16 protein-coding genes and 1 pseudogene are annotated in these 16660 nt (G+C 58.7%); 14 read left to right on the top strand and 3 right to left on the bottom strand.

The window, feature by feature from the left end; translation table 11 throughout:
- Positions 1 to 200 precede the first annotated feature (200 nt).
- On the top strand, positions 201 to 2597 hold the full coding sequence (locus Q1A00_RS00755; protein WP_298482273.1) for a peptidoglycan recognition family protein: 2397 nt from the start codon (positions 201 to 203) through the stop codon (positions 2595 to 2597).
- A gap of 254 nt (positions 2598 to 2851) precedes the next feature.
- Here Q1A00_RS00755 and Q1A00_RS00750 read toward each other — a convergent pair whose 3' ends face one another.
- Positions 2852 to 3469, bottom strand: coding sequence for an SRPBCC family protein (locus Q1A00_RS00750; protein WP_298404432.1), 618 nt, complete (start codon positions 3467 to 3469; stop codon positions 2852 to 2854).
- 79 nt (positions 3470 to 3548) lie between these two features.
- Complete coding sequence (locus Q1A00_RS00745) at positions 3549 to 4379, bottom strand: NAD(+)/NADH kinase (protein ID WP_298404429.1); 831 nt, start codon at positions 4377 to 4379, stop codon at positions 3549 to 3551.
- 174 nt (positions 4380 to 4553) lie between these two features.
- Here Q1A00_RS00745 and Q1A00_RS00740 point away from each other — a divergent pair, with 174 nt between their 5' ends.
- The 12 genes and pseudogenes from Q1A00_RS00740 to Q1A00_RS00680 all read left to right on the top strand — a co-directional run bounded on the left by Q1A00_RS00740 (position 4554) and on the right by Q1A00_RS00680 (position 14182).
- A complete protein-coding gene (locus tag Q1A00_RS00740) occupies positions 4554 to 5528 on the top strand; it encodes a MoxR family ATPase (RefSeq protein ID WP_298404426.1) in 975 nt (324 codons plus the stop codon).
- A 15-nt stretch (positions 5529 to 5543) separates the two neighbouring features.
- The gene (locus Q1A00_RS00735; protein WP_298404423.1) at positions 5544 to 5753 is read left to right on the top strand and encodes a hypothetical protein; all 210 of its coding nucleotides are present in this window, start codon (positions 5544 to 5546) and stop codon (positions 5751 to 5753) included.
- Positions 5740 to 7722 carry an anti-sigma factor gene (locus tag Q1A00_RS00730; protein WP_298404421.1) on the top strand — a complete coding sequence of 661 codons (1983 nt, stop codon included), beginning with the start codon at positions 5740 to 5742 and terminating at the stop codon, positions 7720 to 7722. Before Q1A00_RS00735 ends, Q1A00_RS00730 begins: the two co-directional genes overlap by 14 nt.
- A gap of 101 nt (positions 7723 to 7823) precedes the next feature.
- Positions 7824 to 9005: pseudogene (locus Q1A00_RS18435) on the top strand (DarT ssDNA thymidine ADP-ribosyltransferase family protein).
- 172 nt (positions 9006 to 9177) lie between these two features.
- Complete coding sequence (locus tag Q1A00_RS00715; protein WP_298404418.1) at positions 9178 to 9993, top strand: FAD-binding domain-containing protein; 816 nt, start codon at positions 9178 to 9180, stop codon at positions 9991 to 9993.
- Positions 9990 to 10463: a hypothetical protein gene (locus tag Q1A00_RS00710; RefSeq protein WP_298404415.1), complete on the top strand. Its 474-nt coding sequence runs from the start codon at positions 9990 to 9992 to the stop codon at positions 10461 to 10463. The genes Q1A00_RS00715 and Q1A00_RS00710 overlap by 4 nt, the downstream gene beginning before the upstream one ends.
- A 5-nt stretch (positions 10464 to 10468) precedes the next feature.
- Entirely contained in the window at positions 10469 to 11239 is a 771-nt protein-coding gene (locus Q1A00_RS00705; protein WP_298404412.1) for an SDR family NAD(P)-dependent oxidoreductase, read from the top strand.
- 14 nt (positions 11240 to 11253) lie between these two features.
- Positions 11254 to 11502 carry a molybdopterin converting factor subunit 1 gene (gene moaD / locus Q1A00_RS00700; RefSeq protein WP_298404409.1) on the top strand — a complete coding sequence of 83 codons (249 nt, stop codon included), beginning with the start codon at positions 11254 to 11256 and terminating at the stop codon, positions 11500 to 11502.
- 96 nt (positions 11503 to 11598) lie between these two features.
- Positions 11599 to 12012 carry a molybdenum cofactor biosynthesis protein MoaE gene (locus Q1A00_RS00695; protein WP_298404406.1) on the top strand — a complete coding sequence of 138 codons (414 nt, stop codon included), beginning with the start codon at positions 11599 to 11601 and terminating at the stop codon, positions 12010 to 12012.
- A gap of 11 nt (positions 12013 to 12023) precedes the next feature.
- Entirely contained in the window at positions 12024 to 12845 is an 822-nt protein-coding gene (gene mutM, locus Q1A00_RS00690) for a bifunctional DNA-formamidopyrimidine glycosylase/DNA-(apurinic or apyrimidinic site) lyase (RefSeq protein WP_298404403.1), read from the top strand.
- Positions 12846 to 12908: 63 nt separating this feature from the next.
- Complete coding sequence (locus tag Q1A00_RS00685; protein ID WP_298404400.1) at positions 12909 to 13562, top strand: response regulator; 654 nt, start codon at positions 12909 to 12911, stop codon at positions 13560 to 13562.
- 62 nt (positions 13563 to 13624) lie between these two features.
- Positions 13625 to 14182: an HD domain-containing protein gene (locus Q1A00_RS00680; protein ID WP_298404398.1), complete on the top strand. Its 558-nt coding sequence runs from the start codon at positions 13625 to 13627 to the stop codon at positions 14180 to 14182.
- Here Q1A00_RS00680 and Q1A00_RS00675 read toward each other — a convergent pair.
- Positions 14179 to 15297, bottom strand: coding sequence for a PLP-dependent aspartate aminotransferase family protein (locus tag Q1A00_RS00675; RefSeq protein ID WP_298404395.1), 1119 nt, complete (start codon positions 15295 to 15297; stop codon positions 14179 to 14181). The genes Q1A00_RS00680 and Q1A00_RS00675 overlap by 4 nt on opposite strands.
- 181 nt (positions 15298 to 15478) lie before the next feature.
- Between Q1A00_RS00675 and Q1A00_RS00670 the strand changes: the two genes are divergently transcribed.
- A complete protein-coding gene (locus tag Q1A00_RS00670; RefSeq protein WP_298404392.1) occupies positions 15479 to 16651 on the top strand; it encodes a glycosyltransferase family 1 protein in 1173 nt (390 codons plus the stop codon).
- Positions 16652 to 16660 lie beyond the last annotated feature (9 nt).

The following is a 16660-nucleotide window of genomic DNA, read 5'->3' as shown; positions in this document are numbered from 1 at the left end:
CCCACGGTGTAGAACTTACACGTTGCAGAGACGGCCTCACAGGCCGTCTCTTCGATGTGATTGTCATTCATTTTTGCGAAAAAAAGTGGACGAAATCGCGTTGCTGCCAGTATAATTATTTGCACAAATCACACGCATGGTTGACAACAGCCTATCTGGGCCGAGTGGCATTGGTCGCTCTGGCAGCGGGGCACAAGGTTATGATCCGACAAGTAGCGCTGAGGATTGGTCTGCTGATCGCGCTTGCAGCGATGGTAGCGGCGACGTATTCGGTGGCGGCGCGACCAAGCAGTCTGGCGGCGCAAGTATCGAGTTGGCGGTTGAGCAGTGTGCGCGATTGGCAAGCCGGCGCTATCACTGGCTTGCTGGTGACGAATAATGCCGGCGGTGAATTGCGGCTCGATGCCGAAGCGCGTGAAGGCAGCTTCATCTCGGCGCCGTTTGAAACGGCGTTTGCTACGAATGCTGCCGGCGCTGTCTGGCGTGCCGAACTGGTTGAGGGCACCGATCTCCGGTTGGAGCTACGGGCGCGGGCGACACCGCCAGCCGATGGTGACGAGGGGTGGGGGCCGTGGCAGCCGCTGGTGGTGGCCGATGAACCGCCCGCTGCCGATCCTGATGCACTGACCACAGCCGTGCCGCTGGCCTTACCGGAGGATAGCCGCTATTTGCAACTGCGGGCGACGTTTACCAGCCAAATCCCGCGCGCTTCGGCAGTGCTGAATGATGTGACCGTCTCGTATTTGGCGACGCAGATCACGCCGCCAATCTTTGCTGCCGGCCTGCCGCAACGCCCGATTATGTTCGGTCTGCCGGTACTGACGCCGCGCCCGTTGCAAATTGCGCGCACCGATTGGGCGGAACCGGCGGCGGCCCGACCTGACCGGCGCGATCCGCAGGGGATTGTGATTCACCAAGTGCCGGTTGATGCCTCGCCGGCGACGACACTTGCCTACCTGCGCGCCTTGCTGGTCTATCAGACCAAGGTGCTCGATTGGGACGATCTGATTTACCATTACATTATTGATAGCGAAGGCAATCTATTTGAGGGGCGCTTGGGCGGGCCGACCTCGCTGGTGCGGCGGGTAGCCGGCAGCGCGGCTGATGTACAGATTGCCTTGCTCACCCCGGCTGATCAACCGCCGGCGCCGGCGGCCCAAGCGCGGTTGGTGGCGCTGCTGGCGTGGCTCACTCAGACCTACAACATTGCGCCAAACGGGCAGCAACTGGCGGCGGGCGGCGGGTTACGCCCAACGATTGCCGGCCACTATGAGGTGTACGCCGCTGCGCCTGACCCTTATCCCGCCTTCCGCGCGCTCTTGCCGGCGCTGCGCGCGCAAGCCGATAGCGCGACGGTGCGCGCGCGCTGGTATTTCGCCGAGGGTAATACTGCCGGCTATAGCCAACGTCTCAGCTTGTACAATCCGGCGTCACGGCCTGCTACCGCTCGTATCACCTTCTTCCCGCCTACCGGCCAGCCAGTGGTGCGCGACGTGCAAGTGCCGGGCGGCGGTAGAGCTGATTTGAATGCGAACGAGGTTGTGCCCGGCGCAAATGCGTTGCCAGCTATCGTTGAAGCGAACGAGCCAATCTTAGCCGAGCGCTCGATGGCGTTGACCAGTGATATTGACAGTGGGCCGGGTATCGACCGGCTCTCGCGGGTGTGGTATTTTGCCGAGGGCAGCACCACCGAGCAGACGCAGACCTACTTGATCATCTTTAACCCGCAGCCGAGCGACACCCGCGCTCAAATCACTTACATGCAGCGAGACGGGAAGGTCTTTGCGCAAGAGGTGCAGATCGGGGCGCGCAACCGCTTGGTGGTCGCGGTACATGATATTACCTTGTCCGACGGCACTCGCCCGTTGGCCGATGCCAGCTTTGGCATTCGGGTGATCGCCGGCCAGCCGGTCGCCGTTGAGCGCACGATGCGGTTTGGCCCCGGTGGGAGCGGGTTACATAACGGGCGAGGCATTGATACGCTCTCGCGGCGCTGGCTATTTGCCGAGGGCACTACCGAAGGCGGGTTTCGCACCCAGTTGTTGGTGTTGAATCCCAATAACCAACCGGCCAATGTCGAGGCCATCTTCCGCGACCCGCAAGGAGTGGCAGCGACGCGGCGCTACGCCATCCCGCCGCGGGCGCAATTGGTCATTGACGCCAACGAAGTCGTGCCCGATCTTGGCTTTGCTACAGAAGTGGTTGCCGACCGGCCCGTCGCGGTTGAGCGTGCGATGCGCTTTGCTGGCGGCACGGTGGGGACGATTGGCGTCGGAGCGTATGCTCCGGCCTATCGGTGGGCCTTCATTGATGGCCGCACCAGCGATGCAGCGTATTACCTTTGCCTCAGCAATGTGAGTCCGCTGGCGGCAATTGTGACGGTTGAAGCGATCTTCGGTGACGGTACCAAGACCGAGCTGAGCGTGCGGATTCCGGCAGGCGCGCGGTATACGCTAGCGATGCACGAAGCCTTCCCGAACGAAACTGCGGTGGCCGCGATCGTGCGCAGCAACCAGCCCATTGTGGCCGAGCGGTCGATCTTTCCCGGTGGCGGGGCGCGTGGCGGCAGCACAACGCTTGGTATACCGTTGCCGTGATCGAAAGGCGCAAAGGGTAGCGACGCAAATGATTTAAACGCAAAGACGCAAAGAGCGTGGAGTTTTTGGATCATTTCGTAACTGTGCATGCGGTATGTCTTTTCAGCGTCTTTGCGGTAATGTTTTCATCGTACAATATGAAATAGTCTCCCAGTACACTTGGGAGACCATCTAAACAACCTTTGCGTTCTCTGCGCTCTTCGTCCCTTTGCGTTTCAATACTTGGCGTCCTTTGCGCTCTCTGCGCCTTGATGTTACCGCGAGTCGCGGCGGCGGAGGGCGAGGATGCCGGCGACGGCGGCGACCACCGCAGCAACTATCGTCGCACCGGGCACAATTAACGGCGGCAACATTGCGGTCAGCTCGGCTGGCGGCTCGGTAATCACGCGCACATCGTCTGGCGGCGGGGCATTGACCATGCGGGCCAGATTATCGAGCGTCGGGAGCATCGAATTGGCATAGCCTTTGGCCATCTTCCTGCGCAGCAACGAGAATGGGAAGAAGGTCGGCAGCGCGTAAATCAGGGCGACGCCATTTGTGACGCGGGTGCCATTGGCTTCCGGTTGGAGCGTAAACATCCAGATTTGGGCAATGCCGGGCGCGCTCGGCAGGCCAACGCGCCACGCAAAACGGTACGGCGGATCCCATATCACGATCCGGTTAGCGGTGACATAATGAATGCCACGCATAAATTGTTGTGACTCAAACACTGCGCCAACCTCGAGCGGTCGCCCGTTGCGGATGGTCACGGCCTGCACTTCGCCGCTGCCGGCGATCTGCGGATGGCGCTCGACATCGCTGACCAGTTCCCAAATGGCCTCGACCGGAGCGTAAATCCGCCCACTTACCGAAGCGCCTGTGTAACGAATCATACCTCGTCTTCTCCTTATGCCCTCTCCACTATACTTGTAGTGTAACGCATATCGTGCTGTTGAGCGTAATCGGCGCATCTTATGAGCGACGCAAACGGGCAACTAATTGAGTGTAAAACTGATTGCTCGGGCGCAGGCGTACAAAAGTGCAGACTTGTGGGCTGCGGCGCACTACCACTTCGTCTCCTTCGATCAGATCAATGTTCTCGCGGCCATCAACTGCCAATAACGCATGATGACGCGAACGGAGCTGCATCGTCACCACGGCGTCCTCGTGCAATACCATTGAAGGAATGTTTGTAAGGTGAGCCGCGATTGGCACCAACACCAGCGCCTGCGAACGAGGATCAACAATCGGGCCGCCGGCGGCGAGCGCATACGCCGTCGAGCCAGTGGCCGTTGCGACAATCACTCCATCGGCGTGGTAGGTGGTCAGCGGGCTATCATCGATCGTTACATGCACATTGACGATCCGGCTTAGATCGCTGCGCGAGATGACCACCTCGTTCAGTGCGGTATGCTGGCCGAGTTTTTGTCCGTTTCGCCAATGTTGCGCGCGCACCAGTGCCCGCTCATCGAACCATCCGCCGCCATTGATAATCTGTTCGCAGCCGCTATATATCTCGTCGGGGCCGATTTCGGCCATAAAACTGAGATGCCCGAGCGCGACGGGCAAGACAGGAATGTTATGGGGAAAGCAGAGCCGGGCGGCGCGCAAGACAGTGCCGTCACCACCGAGGGCGATCATCAAGTCGCAATCGGCGACTAGTTGCGGCTGATCGCGAAACTCTTGCGAGATACCTCGCGTTGCGTTGATACCACGAGCGCTAAACCAGTCAACCACTTCGCGTGATAACTGGATCGAGATATCACTTAATGGGTTGTAGAGAACCGCCACGCGCTCAAGCATTGCTAGACCTCCGTATCATACTGTTTGCATCAGAATACCATAGGAATAGTGAGAAGGGAGTAGGGATCGGGCTGGTGGTTGAACAGGTTTATCGAGTGAGCGCCCGGCTTGCGCGCAGTGATCGTGGTATACTGCTGTTGCATCAAGATGACAATAATCCGAATTGAGGTGCATGTGGAACATGTTCAGCAAGTAGCTACGCGCATTGTGGCGAATGTCGAACAAGTGATTATCGGCAAGCGCCGGATTGTCGAGCTCGTGCTGGTAGCTCTCTTGTGCCGCGGCCATGTCTTGATCGAAGATGTGCCCGGCACTGGTAAGACGATGTTGGCCAAGAGTATTGCTCGCTCAATCGGTTCGAGTTTCAAACGGATTCAGTGTACGCCCGATTTGTTACCCGGTGATGTCACCGGGGTCTCGATTTTTAACCAGCAAACCCGCGAATTTGAGTTTCGGCCCGGCCCGATCATGGCCCAGATTGTGCTGGCCGATGAGATCAACCGCGCTACCCCCAAAACGCAGTCGGCGTTGTTGGAAGCGATGGAGGAGCGTCAAATCACGGTTGATGGCATTACCCATCCGCTGCCGCAACCGTTTGTGGTACTGGCAACGCAAAACCCGATCGAGTACGAAGGCACCTTTCCATTGCCGGAAGCGCAACTCGATCGCTTTTTGCTGCGGGTGCATCTTGGCTACGCCGATCGGATCGACGAGATTGCAATTCTCAAACGGCAGCGCGAAGGCCACCCGCTGGAAACGTTGCCAAAGGTGGTTGAAATCGACGAGTTGCTGGCCCTCCAAGACGAGATTAAGCAGGTTCACGTTGATGATCTGATCGTCGAGTATATTGTGGCGTTGACGACGGCGACCCGCACCCATGCCGACATCTACCTTGGCGCAAGTACCCGTGGCGCGTTGGCGTTGTACCGCTCGGCGCAAGCGTGGGCGGCGTTGAACGGGCGTGATTATGTGATGCCTGATGATGTGAAGGCGCTGGCGCAGCCGGTGCTTGGCCATCGCCTGATCGTCAGCCCGGCAGCGCGGGTGCGCAATGTGACTGCGAATGCGGTGATCGATGAAGTGCTGGCATCGGTGCCAGTTCCGGGAGCGCGGCCCGGGCGGCGGTTTGAGCGGATGGTTGCCAATTGATGTGGTGGTATCGCTATGACGACCGAGAATATTGACGAAATGATAGCGCAACGGCGCGCTCTCTTGCGTACCGCCTTGCAACGGATCGTCCTGTTGCGTGAGACTGGCCCCAAGAGCGCGGCGTGGCATCGAGCGCGGATTAAGACAATGTGGCGGTTGCAGCAACAACTGGCAGATGATGCCGCTGCGTCGAGGCACTCTGAGCAAACCCATGATCGAAGCTAATCTGGCACGTTGGTTGGCGCAAACGGGCGATACGCTGTATAGCATTGCCTTGGCACTTGCGCCGGACGAACAGGCAGCGCAGCGGTTATTGCGGCAATGGGTGGCCGATCTCGGCAAGCATCAGCCTGAGCGCTGGCAATCTAATGAACTGATTGCCCGTCTTTACCGGCTTGCAGTTGCCAACTATACCGATCGCCCGCTGGAACGGCGACCGGCGCCGGCAGCCGCGCCGGTGCTGGGGCCGTTGCGGGCGATGCCGTTGCCGCAGCGGATGGCCGTGTTGGCGTATGGCGGGTTGGGAGTGGATGGCGTCTGGTTGGCTAAGATGCTCGGCCAAGAACCGGAGGATGCGATCCACACTCTTGAGCAAGCCGTGCATACGTTGGCTCCCATGTTGCGCCATTCGCTGCCGGCGGAGGTAAGCAGTGATGAGTGCGTGCCGGTGCGGCAAGCGTTGATCGATCCGGCCCAGCATCTCCGCGCATTTGAACAGGTACGGCGGCATCTGGCTGGATGCGCACATTGCCGGATCTTCGAGCGCGAATGGCAGGCGGCGACGCGCGAGCTGACGCTTATTCTGCGTCACTATGTGCAGACGTTCCCAATGCCGGTGAAGCTGACCGATCGGTTGCTACGCGCAGCGGCGACACCGAGCCAGCGCATCGCTCCAGTTGCGCTGGTGGCGCCGGTGGTGGCGCTGGTGGCGCTTGTTGCAATACTCATAGTGCCCGGTAGAAATCCGGTGACGGTCGTGACCACCAGCGCAAACGAACCGGTAGTACGGGCAGACGATTTAGTGGCGTGGGCCTTGGCTCATGGCGGCATCCCCGAACCGGAAGGCCCACCGGTGTGGTATGCGCGTTATCAAACCCTGTGGTACTTCAACAATCGCACCGTCGCCCCATTATATGCCGAAATCTGGCACGACCGCGACAATCTGGCCCGCCACCGCTTGCAATTGCGCCACGTTGACGGCGGCGCGCCGTATGAGTTTCAGTTAGGCGATGGCGCGAGTCGTTTGTATTACGCGATTGACGGAGCATATGCGCCGGCGCTGTATGGTGACCTGCCGGTACCGGCACTGCCAAACGAACCGGCTTTAGCGGTGCATTCAGCCAGTCTGGAACAGCAACAGGCTGCATTTTTAGCCCGCCGTGCCAGCGGGCCGTGGAATATCCCGCCTAACTACTTGCAACAAGCCGCAGCGGCGCCTGATCTGCGCTTGCTGGGCCGGCAACGGATCGGTGAGCGGTTAGCGTATATCGTCAGTTTTCGCGGGATGAGTCCGGTTGATTTTCCTGCTGATGTAGCTGATCCGGTGACCGTGCTGATGGCAATAGGTGTGGATGACGGTCATGTGTTGCGCATTACCGAACTGTTTGGGCCGTCCGGTGGCACACAGACTAGCCGGGTGGTCTGGCAGTTGGTTGAATTCAATTGGTTGGTTACCAATGAGCAGATCCGCGACGCCTTCACCTTCGAGCGGGCATGGAATGGCAGAGCCGAAGCAACCGGGCTAGAGGTGCAATCCCTGATCGATCCTGAATGGACACTTATTCGTTTCCAAGATTTGGCCAGTTTACCACCAACGGACTCATTAGTATTACCGGCGAAATCACCCCCCGGGATCGAACGATGGCTATTCCTCCGCTTGCATGGTAACAATGGCTCGGGCGCAATCTATGTTGGTCGTGGGAAGCGGCTTATCATTACCTTTGACCGGCTGCCGGGAATCGATAGCTCCATCCCAAATGAGATTATCGGTTCGTGGCGAGTACGGATCGAGCCGACACGTGGGCAACGCTATCGGATAGCTGTTGAATCAAATACGGATCGCCGTTATACCAGTGTGCGTCTCGCACTTGACGCAACTGGTTATACGCTTGACGAGGTGCGTGCTATCGTAGCCTCCTTACAGCCTATCTATCGTCCTGATGTCCGCACGCCGACGCCAAAGGCGTATCCGTAGGCGGTGTATTCATAAGTTGCGAGATTAGAACAAATGTATTATCATTATACATCATTTTGTTATCAGCGAGTTTGGAAATAAGAGTTACATTGTGCTTCACAATGCCAAGAAATAAACCAACCATCAGAAGCCTTTTCTACATCACCCATCTTCATAACCTCCCTTCTATTGTCGAACATGGCATCTTGTCCCATGCGCAAGTAGAGACGAAAAATCTCTCGCCAACCCCAATATATGATATGCACATCGTTTCACGTCGCCGTGAACGGCGCGCTCCCGATGGACGAAGCTTGTAGGAATTCGCTAATCTCTACTTTCAACCGCGCAATCCGATGCTTTATCGCGTCGTTCGTGAAATGGGTAAGCGGAATGTAGTTGTGATTGGAGTAGATCCGAGCGTGATGGAGGTACCGGGTTGTTTTGTTTCTGATGGGAATGCCGCCCATTCGTTATCAAGCATCCTGCCGATAGCTGAAGGATTACAGCGTATCGCTTCGTTAAGGAACATCTTAGATAATGAGTGGTGGAATGTTGCTGATGGTTCAAAACGTCAGATAATGGCTGAATGTTTAGTTCCAGATCGCATCCCGCCGTCGTATCTGCAAACTATTTACACCTCAGACCAAGAAGTTGCTGAAAGCGTTCGTAAGCTTCTGGGCGTTTTTTCAGGTAACGTTGTACCTGAACCAAAAATGTTTTTCCAACCAAACTATGCAAAACGCCTTACCGATACAATCAGTTTGGTTGATGGTGACATGTTCTTCTCGCACCAACAAACGCTGACGATCAGCGTCAATACCGTTTGTGTGATGGGAAAAGGGTTGGCATCGCGGGCCAAATATCAATTTCCTGACGTCTACGTGGTCTATCAAGCTGCTTGTAGGAAGAAGCAGTTACAGATAGGAAAGCCATATCTTTATCGGCGTGAAGCGTTGATTGAAGAAGAACTAGCTGATGATCCAGTTTTACTAACTAATCCCAATGTAAATAAATGGTTTTTGCTCTTTGCCACCAAGCGCCATTGGCGGGAAAAATCAGACCTCAAAGGCATTGAGCGTGGTTTGCAATGGTTGCAAGAAAACTATGCGGCCGAAGGCATACAGTCATTGGCAATACCAGCACTCGGCTGTGGTTTAGGTGGTCTCTCGTGGCGGGAGGTTGGACCGCTTATGTGTCAATATCTTGCTCCTTTGTCGATCCCAGTCGCTATTTATTTGCCTCGTGAACAAGTGATTGCACCCGAGCTACTGACACCAGAATTTCTGCTCGGTCAAGCATCTTAATAGGTACGATACTTTCTTCTGAACAATGGTTAACCGCTTGCCTCTTCCTCATTTTGTTCACTAGCACTTACCAGCGGAGACAGGTGTTACCAACACTACTCTGATCGTGCTTACAATCGCCCCTCCAACTCGTGGTATACTCGATAAAGAAGAGAAATATCGAAACAAAACAATGCAGCTTCGGACCGATCTGACAACTCGTGCTGAGCAGGTGGCGTATCTCGCCGGCGCGCTCGATGGCTTGTACGCTGGCCCGGCGACGCCTGCGCCAATCCGGGGTGGGCGGCGGGCGGCGTTACGCCGGCTGCGCGCGTTCGATGCGCGCGGCTATGCCCGGACCCGGAATGATGTTGCGAAACGCGGCGTTTCCGCCCTCTCGCCATACATCCGTCACGGGGTGCTGACGCTAGCCGAAGTGCGCGATTCGATTCTGAGTCGGTTTGGACACACTCCTGATACAGAAAAGTTCGTGAATGAACTGGCATGGCGTGCATTTTGGCAGCTCGTCTACGCTCAGCTTGGTGATCGGATCCATCAGGACATTGAGCCGGCCAAACAGCGTGCGCGGGTTGCACGCCGACGGTTGCCACCAGAAGTGATCGAGGCAGCTACCGGTCTCGTGTGTATCGACGAGTCGTTGCATGAGTTGTACACCACCGGTTATATGCACAACCATGCCCGCATGTGGGTGGCTGCCTACCTGCAACACTGGCTCGGCGTGGATTGGCGCGAAGGGGCTGACCTCTTCTACCGCCACCTGCTCGACGGCGATCCGGCCTCGAACAGCTTGTCGTGGCAGTGGGTCGGGAGCACCTTTAGCCATAAACCGTATATCTTCAATCGCCAAAATGTCGAACGGTTTAGCGGCGGCGAGTTTTGTGCGCGTTGCCCGTTAGCATCCGGCGGTTGCCCGTTCGACGATAGCTACGAGAATCTGGCTCTGCGCCTGTTTGGCGTGTCACTAGCGGAACTTGAGGGGCGGCGATGAACGGCGCGGTCGTGTGGCTCCACGGTGATAGCCTCAGCCCAACCGATCCGGCGCTGCTGGCCAACCCGGTTGCACCGGCGATCTTTGTGTTTGACGAGCCGTTCTTGGCAGCAGCCCAACTGAGCTTCAAGCGGCTTTTCTTTCTGTACGAATGCGCGCTGGAGGCGATCGCCGGGAGGACGGGTAGCATCCGGCGCGGAGTGGTGGTGGAGGAAGTACGGGCGTTTGCCGCCGAGCAGCAGGCGACGGCGGTACATGTGACAGCGAGCGTTGCGCCGCGCTTTCGCCAGTATGTGGCAGAGTTGCGTGCCAGCGGGTTGCAGGTAGTGGTGCATGAACTGCCGGCGTTTGTGACGTGGCGCGGCGAGCCACCGCGCCGGTTTAGCTCCTTCTGGCGGCGGGTCGCCGCTGAGGCGCTGCGCCCAACCGGAACTGGACCGGTCTTGCCTGCTGAGCACGATGTGGAGTAGGTCGTATGGAATTTCAAGGCAAAGTCGCCATTGTCACCGGCGGCGCGCAGGGGATCGGGCGGGCAACGGCGTTGGCGTTAGCCCGCGAAGGCGCAGCAGTCGTCATCGCCGACCGCGATGAAGCGGCGACTACGGCGCTGGTCGCAGGGATCAATGCGTGGGGTGGCCGCGCGCTCGCCGTGATCGCCGACGTGAGCGATGAAGCCGATGCAGCGCGCATTGCCAACGAGACGGTGTTGGCGTTTGGCGGAATTGACCTGCTTGTCAATAATGCTGGTATTCAGCAGCCGGGCACGATCGAAAGCACAACCCTCCAACTCTGGCAGGAGATCATTAATGTGAACCTGACCGGCGTTTTTCTGGTATCGCGCTTTGTGATGCCGGAACTACGCCGGCGCGGCGGCGGTGCGATTGTCAATGTAGCCTCGGTGTACGGCTTGCGCGCCGAAGCGGGCTGGGCTGCGTATGCGGCTTCCAAAGGCGGCGTGATTGCCTTGACACGAGCTATGGCGCTTGATGGCGCACCCGACGGGATTCGGGTTAATTGTGTCTGCCCCGGCTTGATCGATACCTCCCTCTTGCGGGCCAACGCCGCTCTAGTTAATGCCCAACGTCCTGACGAGGCCTTGCGGGCCTTTGCCCGCCGCGCGCCGCTAGGCCGGCTCGGTACTCCCGAAGAGGTAGCCGGGGTCATTTTGTGCCTGCTCAGCCCGACCGCTGGCTATCTGACCGGGGCGGTGATTACTGTCGATGGCGGTATGGAAGCGCGGTTGTAACGAGGAGGTGGAGGATGATCACCGTCACCGTGCGGTTTTTTGCCGGGCATCGCGATATTGTTGGGAAGGCGACCGCGCAGTACACGTTGGCTGAGGGCGCTACCGTCGGCCAGTTGTGGGAACAGTTGGTGGTCGAGTACCCGCGACTAGCTGGCTATACCGGAAGGCTGCTGTTTGCCGTTAATCAGCAGTTTGGCCAGCCAACCACAGTGCTGGTCGATGGCGATGAGGTCGCCTTCATCCCGCCGGTCAGCGGCGGGTGAGGTTACCACAGAGGGCGCTGGGGACGAGCGCGGAAGGAACGATGTGCGCATCGATCTGTACCCCTGCGCCTCGGTGGTAAAACGAGGAGGTCAAGTATGGTCGAACCATTTGTCATCACCACCGAACCGCTCGATCCGGCCCCGTTGGTCGCGGTAGTGCAAACGCCGGATGACGGTGCGGTGGTGACGTTTAGCGGTGTCGTGCGCAATCACTTCGGCGGACGCCCGACGGCATTTTTGGTCTACGAAGCCTATACCGAGATGGCGGTGCCGGTGTTGCGCCAGATCGCCGATGAAGCGCGGGAGCGCTGGCCGATCGGGAAGGTGTGCGTCCATCATCGGGTAGGCCGGCTAGAGATCGGCGAGACAGCGGTGCTGGTGGTGGTAGCTGCGCCGCATCGCGATGCAGCCTTTGCTGCTGCTGCCTACATTATGGATCGGATCAAAGAGATTGCGCCGATTTGGAAGCAGGAACATTGGGCCGACGGCGCGGCTGAGTGGCGTGAATAGGCAAGACGGCGATGCCCGAGTTACCTGAAGTCGAGACGGTAGCCCGTTCGCTGGAAGCGCAATTAGTGGGCCGCACCATTATCGGCTTGGCGAAGCTAGATTGGCCGCGGATGCTAACGCCGCCGGCGTCGGATTTTGCTGCCTTAGTGGCCGGGCGCAGGATCGAAGTGATCGGGAGGCGGGCGAAGTGGCTGTTGCTGCACCTCGATGGTGGGTGGACGCTAGCAATCCATCTGCGTATGTCGGGTCATCTGCTGGTAGCCGAACCGGCAGCCGCCGATGCGCCGCACGTCCATTTTGCCCTCGACCTTGACAATGGCCGGCGCTTGATCTTTGACGACCAGCGCAAGTTTGGCCGGGTACATCTGCTCGACCCGCAGGGGTTGGCGATGCTTGACGCAGCTCATGGCCCCGAACCGCTGGCAGAGCGATTTACGCCAGAGGTGCTGGCCGAGCGGCTCCGCGACCGGCGCGCACCGATTAAGGCGCTCTTGCTCGATCAACGCCTAATCGCCGGGATTGGCAATATCTACGCTAACGAAGCGCTTTGGCTGGCCCGCATCCATCCACTCACGCCGGGAGGGGCGTTGGCGGCTGAACACATCGCTGCCTTACACCATGCGATTCGAGAGGTGTTGGCTGAAGCAATTGCTAATCAAGGCAGCTCACTGCGCAACTATCGGGATGGTTACGGTCGCCGCGGCAGCCAACAAGAGCATTTTAATGTTTACGATCGCGAGGGCGAACCGTGCCCGCGTTGTCAGACGCCGGTTGAGCGGATGGTCGTGGCGCAGCGCAGCACCTATGTTTGCCCGCAGTGCCAAGTATTATAGCGGGTAGAAAAGAATTGGGTCGGTTGTGTTACGATTTCATGCACTGTTAGAGAGGACAATCCGGTGCAAGAACCAATTTTGCTCGTCGAAGACGACCACATTCTGCAACTATCGCTCACCACGATGTTGCGGCGTGACGGGTATGCGGTTGATACAGCGCGCAATGTGACCGAGGCGCGACTAGCGATTTTGGCCCGCCGCCCGCGGATTATTTTGCTCGATCTCGGTTTGCCTGACGGCAGCGGCTTCGATATTTTGAATTGGCTGGCGATGGAGCCAGATCGACCGTTGATTATTGTCACCACCGCCAATGATTCACCCAAGGCTGCCCTTGAGGCGTTATCGCTGGGAGCATTTGATTATCTCACGAAACCAATCAATCACGATACCTTGCGCCACACCTTACGGCGGGCGGTGAGTTACGACCAGCTCCGGTTACAGGTGCGTGAATATGAACGGCTCAAAACCGAGGTAGACGAGGCGCGGATAGCGGTGCGCGCAGTGGCTCATCACATCAGTCAGGCGTTGACCGTCATGATGGGGGAGGCGCAACTGGTGCGCGAAGAGGTGAATGATATGTCGTTGCGCGCCAGCCTTGATCGGATTGTACGGATGACGGAGGAGGCGGCACAGATGATTGCTACCTTGCGCGCTGTGCGTCTCTTTGCGCCGCGTGAGAGTAGCGTCGATCCGTCGTCTGAGCCAGCGCATGATTAAGGCGCAGTTGCGGTTGTGGCGCTGTGCTAGCGGTTTGTGGTCTGATATCCGAAGGGAGAAGCATGGATCAGCCCGATCTGAGCGCCTTGATCCCGCGTCTGCTATCGTTAAAGCTCTTGCCGCGTACCGGTTGGCTGCAACGGGGTGTGCGCGATGTCGAAAGCATTGCTGAGCATTCGTATGGCGTGGCAGTGCTCTGCTTGCTGATCGGCGATCAGATTGAGGGTATCGATCGGGGCCGGCTGTTAGCCATTGCGCTATTGCATGATCTGGCCGAATCGCTTCTCGGTGATCTACCGGCTTCGGCGACCCGATTGTTGGGGAAAGAAGCAAAGCGCCAAGCCGAGCGGGATGGTCTAGAGAGCTTGATCGGGCATCTGCCCCGCGCTGCCGAATATATCGCCCTGTGGGATGAATACGCTGATGGCGCCTCGCGAGAGGCGCGGCTCGTCAAAGCGATTGATCGCCTTGAACTGATGGCGCAGGCGCTCGCCTACGAACGAGCCGGCGCGCGGGGCCTCGATTCGTTCTGGCCGGCTAACGATGATTGGGCAGCCGAGTTTCCGCCGGTCGAAGCACTAGCTGCCCATCTGCGGGCCGAACGAAAGCGGTTGGGTTAATTCGCCGCTCGAATGGCGTTGTCGAGATCCTCCCACAAATCATCGCCATCCTCAATCCCCACGCTCAGTCGCAATAAGGGAGGCGGTAGGTGTTCTTGGCCTGCAATGGCGGCCCTCCGTTCAATGGTTGATTCGACCGCACCGAGGCTGGTGGCGTGCCGGATGAGGCGGACGTTGCGGCAGACCGCATCAGCCACAGTGGCGTCACCACGCACATCGAACGAGATAATCGTGCCGAAGCCTTTGAGCACGCGCTTGGCAACCGCATAGGTGGGGTGCGAGGGTAGGCCGGGGTAGCGCACGCGGGTCACGAGCGGGTGCTGTTCTAGCCGTTGGGCCAACGTTAGCGCATTGCGCTGCGCTCGTTCGAGTCGGATAGCCAGCGTGCGCGCGCCGCGCACCGCCAAAAAAGCCTCTAGCGTACCGGGAGTAGCGCCGGTCAAAGCGCGGGTGCGTTGCAGTTGCTGCCAGAGCGTCTCGTCGCGGGTAGTGACGATCCCCGCTAGCAGATCGGAGTGGCCGCCGATAAACTTGGTGGCCGACTGCACCGACACCGTGGCCCCAAAGGCGAGTGGTTGCTGATTGAGCGGGGTCGCAAACGTATTATCAACCGCCACGATCGCGCCGGGTTTGCGCGGCGCAGCGCAGATCGCTGCCAGATCAGCGACGGTCAGCAGCGGATTTGAAGGCGACTCTAGCCAGATCAGATCAGCTTCGGCGCAGGCCTGCTGCCAACCGGCGGTGTCGGTCAGCGCGATCCGCTGCACCGACCAGCGCCCGCGAGCAGCGCCGGCCATCGCTAAACCGGCCACGCCTTGGTAACAATCGTCAGGGATGGCAACCAACGCACCGGCGGCAAGCTGGTCAAACACTGCGGCCACGGCTGCCATCCCGGAAGCGAAGGCAACGGCGTGCCCGCCTTCAAGCCCGCCCACGATCTCTTCGAGCGCTTCCCACGTTGGCGTCGAATCGGTGCGTGCATACGAACGTCCTTGCCCAAGGATGAAATTTGAGGCCGGGATCGGCGGCACATTGAGCGGAGCGCCGGGTTCAGCGGAACGTCCGGCGGTGACGAGCCATGATTCGAGTTTGAGTCCGGAAGAATGGTTCTGCATATTCGAGCTGCCTTTCTACCAGCAAGTGCTTTGGCGTAGCGGCGATTATCACACCGGTGATCGGCTGTGTCAAACGTTGCGTGCGGAGCGGTTGCTACAACTCCGGCAAAATCGGCTATTATTACAGTAAGACACCGCTATCACCATCTCCCCGTCCTCGCATATGGTTGAGGAGTCCGGCGTGCAGATCGTCATTAATGGCAGCTTTTGGCCCCAGCCATTAGTAGGCATTGGCCAATATCTGCATAATTTGTTGCCATGGTTGCACCGCCTTGCCCCGCAGCATCGCTATGTCCTGCTGCTACCGGCTGATGCGGCGCTGCCGGCGGTTCCGGTTGGGATCGAGGCTATCACGGTTAAGATTGGCGGCCCGCGCCAAATTGCGAAAGTGATCTTCGAGCAGATTGCCGTGCCGGCCATTGCTGGGCGACTGGCGCGTAACGGCCAGCCAACTGTGATATTTGTGCCGTACTTTGCACCGCCGTTGCGATCGCGGTTGCCGGTGGTGACAACAATTGGCGACCTGATCCCGCTTCTGTTACCGGCCTATCGCGGCAATTGGCTAGTGCGCGCCTATATGGCGCTGGCCTGCCGTGCGGCTCTGCGCAGCACGCATGTCCTGACCTTCTCGAACTTTAGTCGCAGCGCCATTCTCAACTATCTTGGCTTGCCACCGGAACGAGTCACCGTTGCATATCTTGCTGCCGGCGAGCAGTACCGTCCGGCGGTTGATCGGGCAGTGGCGCAGGCGTTCGTTACTGCCCGCTATGGTATCCAACCGCCGTTTATCTATTACGTCGGCGGGCTTGACGAACGCAAAAATCTGCAAACCTTGTTGCGGGCATTCGCGCTGGTACGAAGTCGACATAAGCAAGTAACGTTAGCCATCGCTGGGCGGGCGCTAGGGCGCGATCCGCGCCTCTTCCCCGACATTGACGCCCTGATTGCCGATCTCGATCTTGGCGCGGCGGTTTGCCGGATTGACGTACCGGTGGATGATGGGCCACTGCTGTATCAGGCATGCACCATCTTTGTCTATCCATCACGTTATGAAGGGTTTGGGCTACCGCCGCTGGAAGCCATGGCTTGCGGCGCGCCGGTGATTGTCAGCGATGCGAGTTCGTTGCCAGAAGTAACCGGGGCGGCAGCGATCCGGATCCCGCCGGACGACGTCGCCGGTTGGGCGACGGCGATCAACCGGTTGCTGGAAGATGAAGCGTTACGGGAAGATCTCAGCGCACGCGGGTTGGCGCGGGCGGCTAGCTTTTCGTACCAGCGTACGGCAGCAACGACATTGACAGTGCTTGAGCAGGTGGCAGGCGAATATGCGCATATACGGAAGGCGGTGCGATAATCATCACGC

The organism is uncultured Chloroflexus sp. (genome assembly GCF_938091255.1).
Lineage (GTDB): Bacteria > Chloroflexota > Chloroflexia > Chloroflexales > Chloroflexaceae > Chloroflexus.
Note: the sequence above shows the minus strand (reverse complement) of the source record. Positions and strands in the feature narration are given on the sequence as shown.

Coding starts and splice junctions, on each gene's coding strand:
- Q1A00_RS00730 (WP_298404421.1), top strand. CDS start 5,740: ATGATCGAAGCTAATCTGGCACGTTGGTTGGCGCAAACGGGCGATACG.
- Q1A00_RS00675 (WP_298404395.1), bottom strand. CDS start 15,297: ATGCAGAACCATTCTTCCGGACTCAAACTCGAATCATGGCTCGTCACC.
- Q1A00_RS00710 (WP_298404415.1), top strand. CDS start 9,990: ATGAACGGCGCGGTCGTGTGGCTCCACGGTGATAGCCTCAGCCCAACC.
- Q1A00_RS00750 (WP_298404432.1), bottom strand. CDS start 3,469: ATGATTCGTTACACAGGCGCTTCGGTAAGTGGGCGGATTTACGCTCCG.
- Q1A00_RS00680 (WP_298404398.1), top strand. CDS start 13,625: ATGGATCAGCCCGATCTGAGCGCCTTGATCCCGCGTCTGCTATCGTTA.
- Q1A00_RS00745 (WP_298404429.1), bottom strand. CDS start 4,379: ATGCTTGAGCGCGTGGCGGTTCTCTACAACCCATTAAGTGATATCTCG.
- Q1A00_RS00735 (WP_298404423.1), top strand. CDS start 5,544: ATGACGACCGAGAATATTGACGAAATGATAGCGCAACGGCGCGCTCTC.
- Q1A00_RS00755 (WP_298482273.1), top strand. CDS start 201: ATGATCCGACAAGTAGCGCTGAGGATTGGTCTGCTGATCGCGCTTGCA.
- Q1A00_RS00705 (WP_298404412.1), top strand. CDS start 10,469: ATGGAATTTCAAGGCAAAGTCGCCATTGTCACCGGCGGCGCGCAGGGG.
- Q1A00_RS00695 (WP_298404406.1), top strand. CDS start 11,599: ATGGTCGAACCATTTGTCATCACCACCGAACCGCTCGATCCGGCCCCG.
- Q1A00_RS00715 (WP_298404418.1), top strand. CDS start 9,178: ATGCAGCTTCGGACCGATCTGACAACTCGTGCTGAGCAGGTGGCGTAT.
- moaD (WP_298404409.1), top strand. CDS start 11,254: ATGATCACCGTCACCGTGCGGTTTTTTGCCGGGCATCGCGATATTGTT.
- mutM (WP_298404403.1), top strand. CDS start 12,024: ATGCCCGAGTTACCTGAAGTCGAGACGGTAGCCCGTTCGCTGGAAGCG.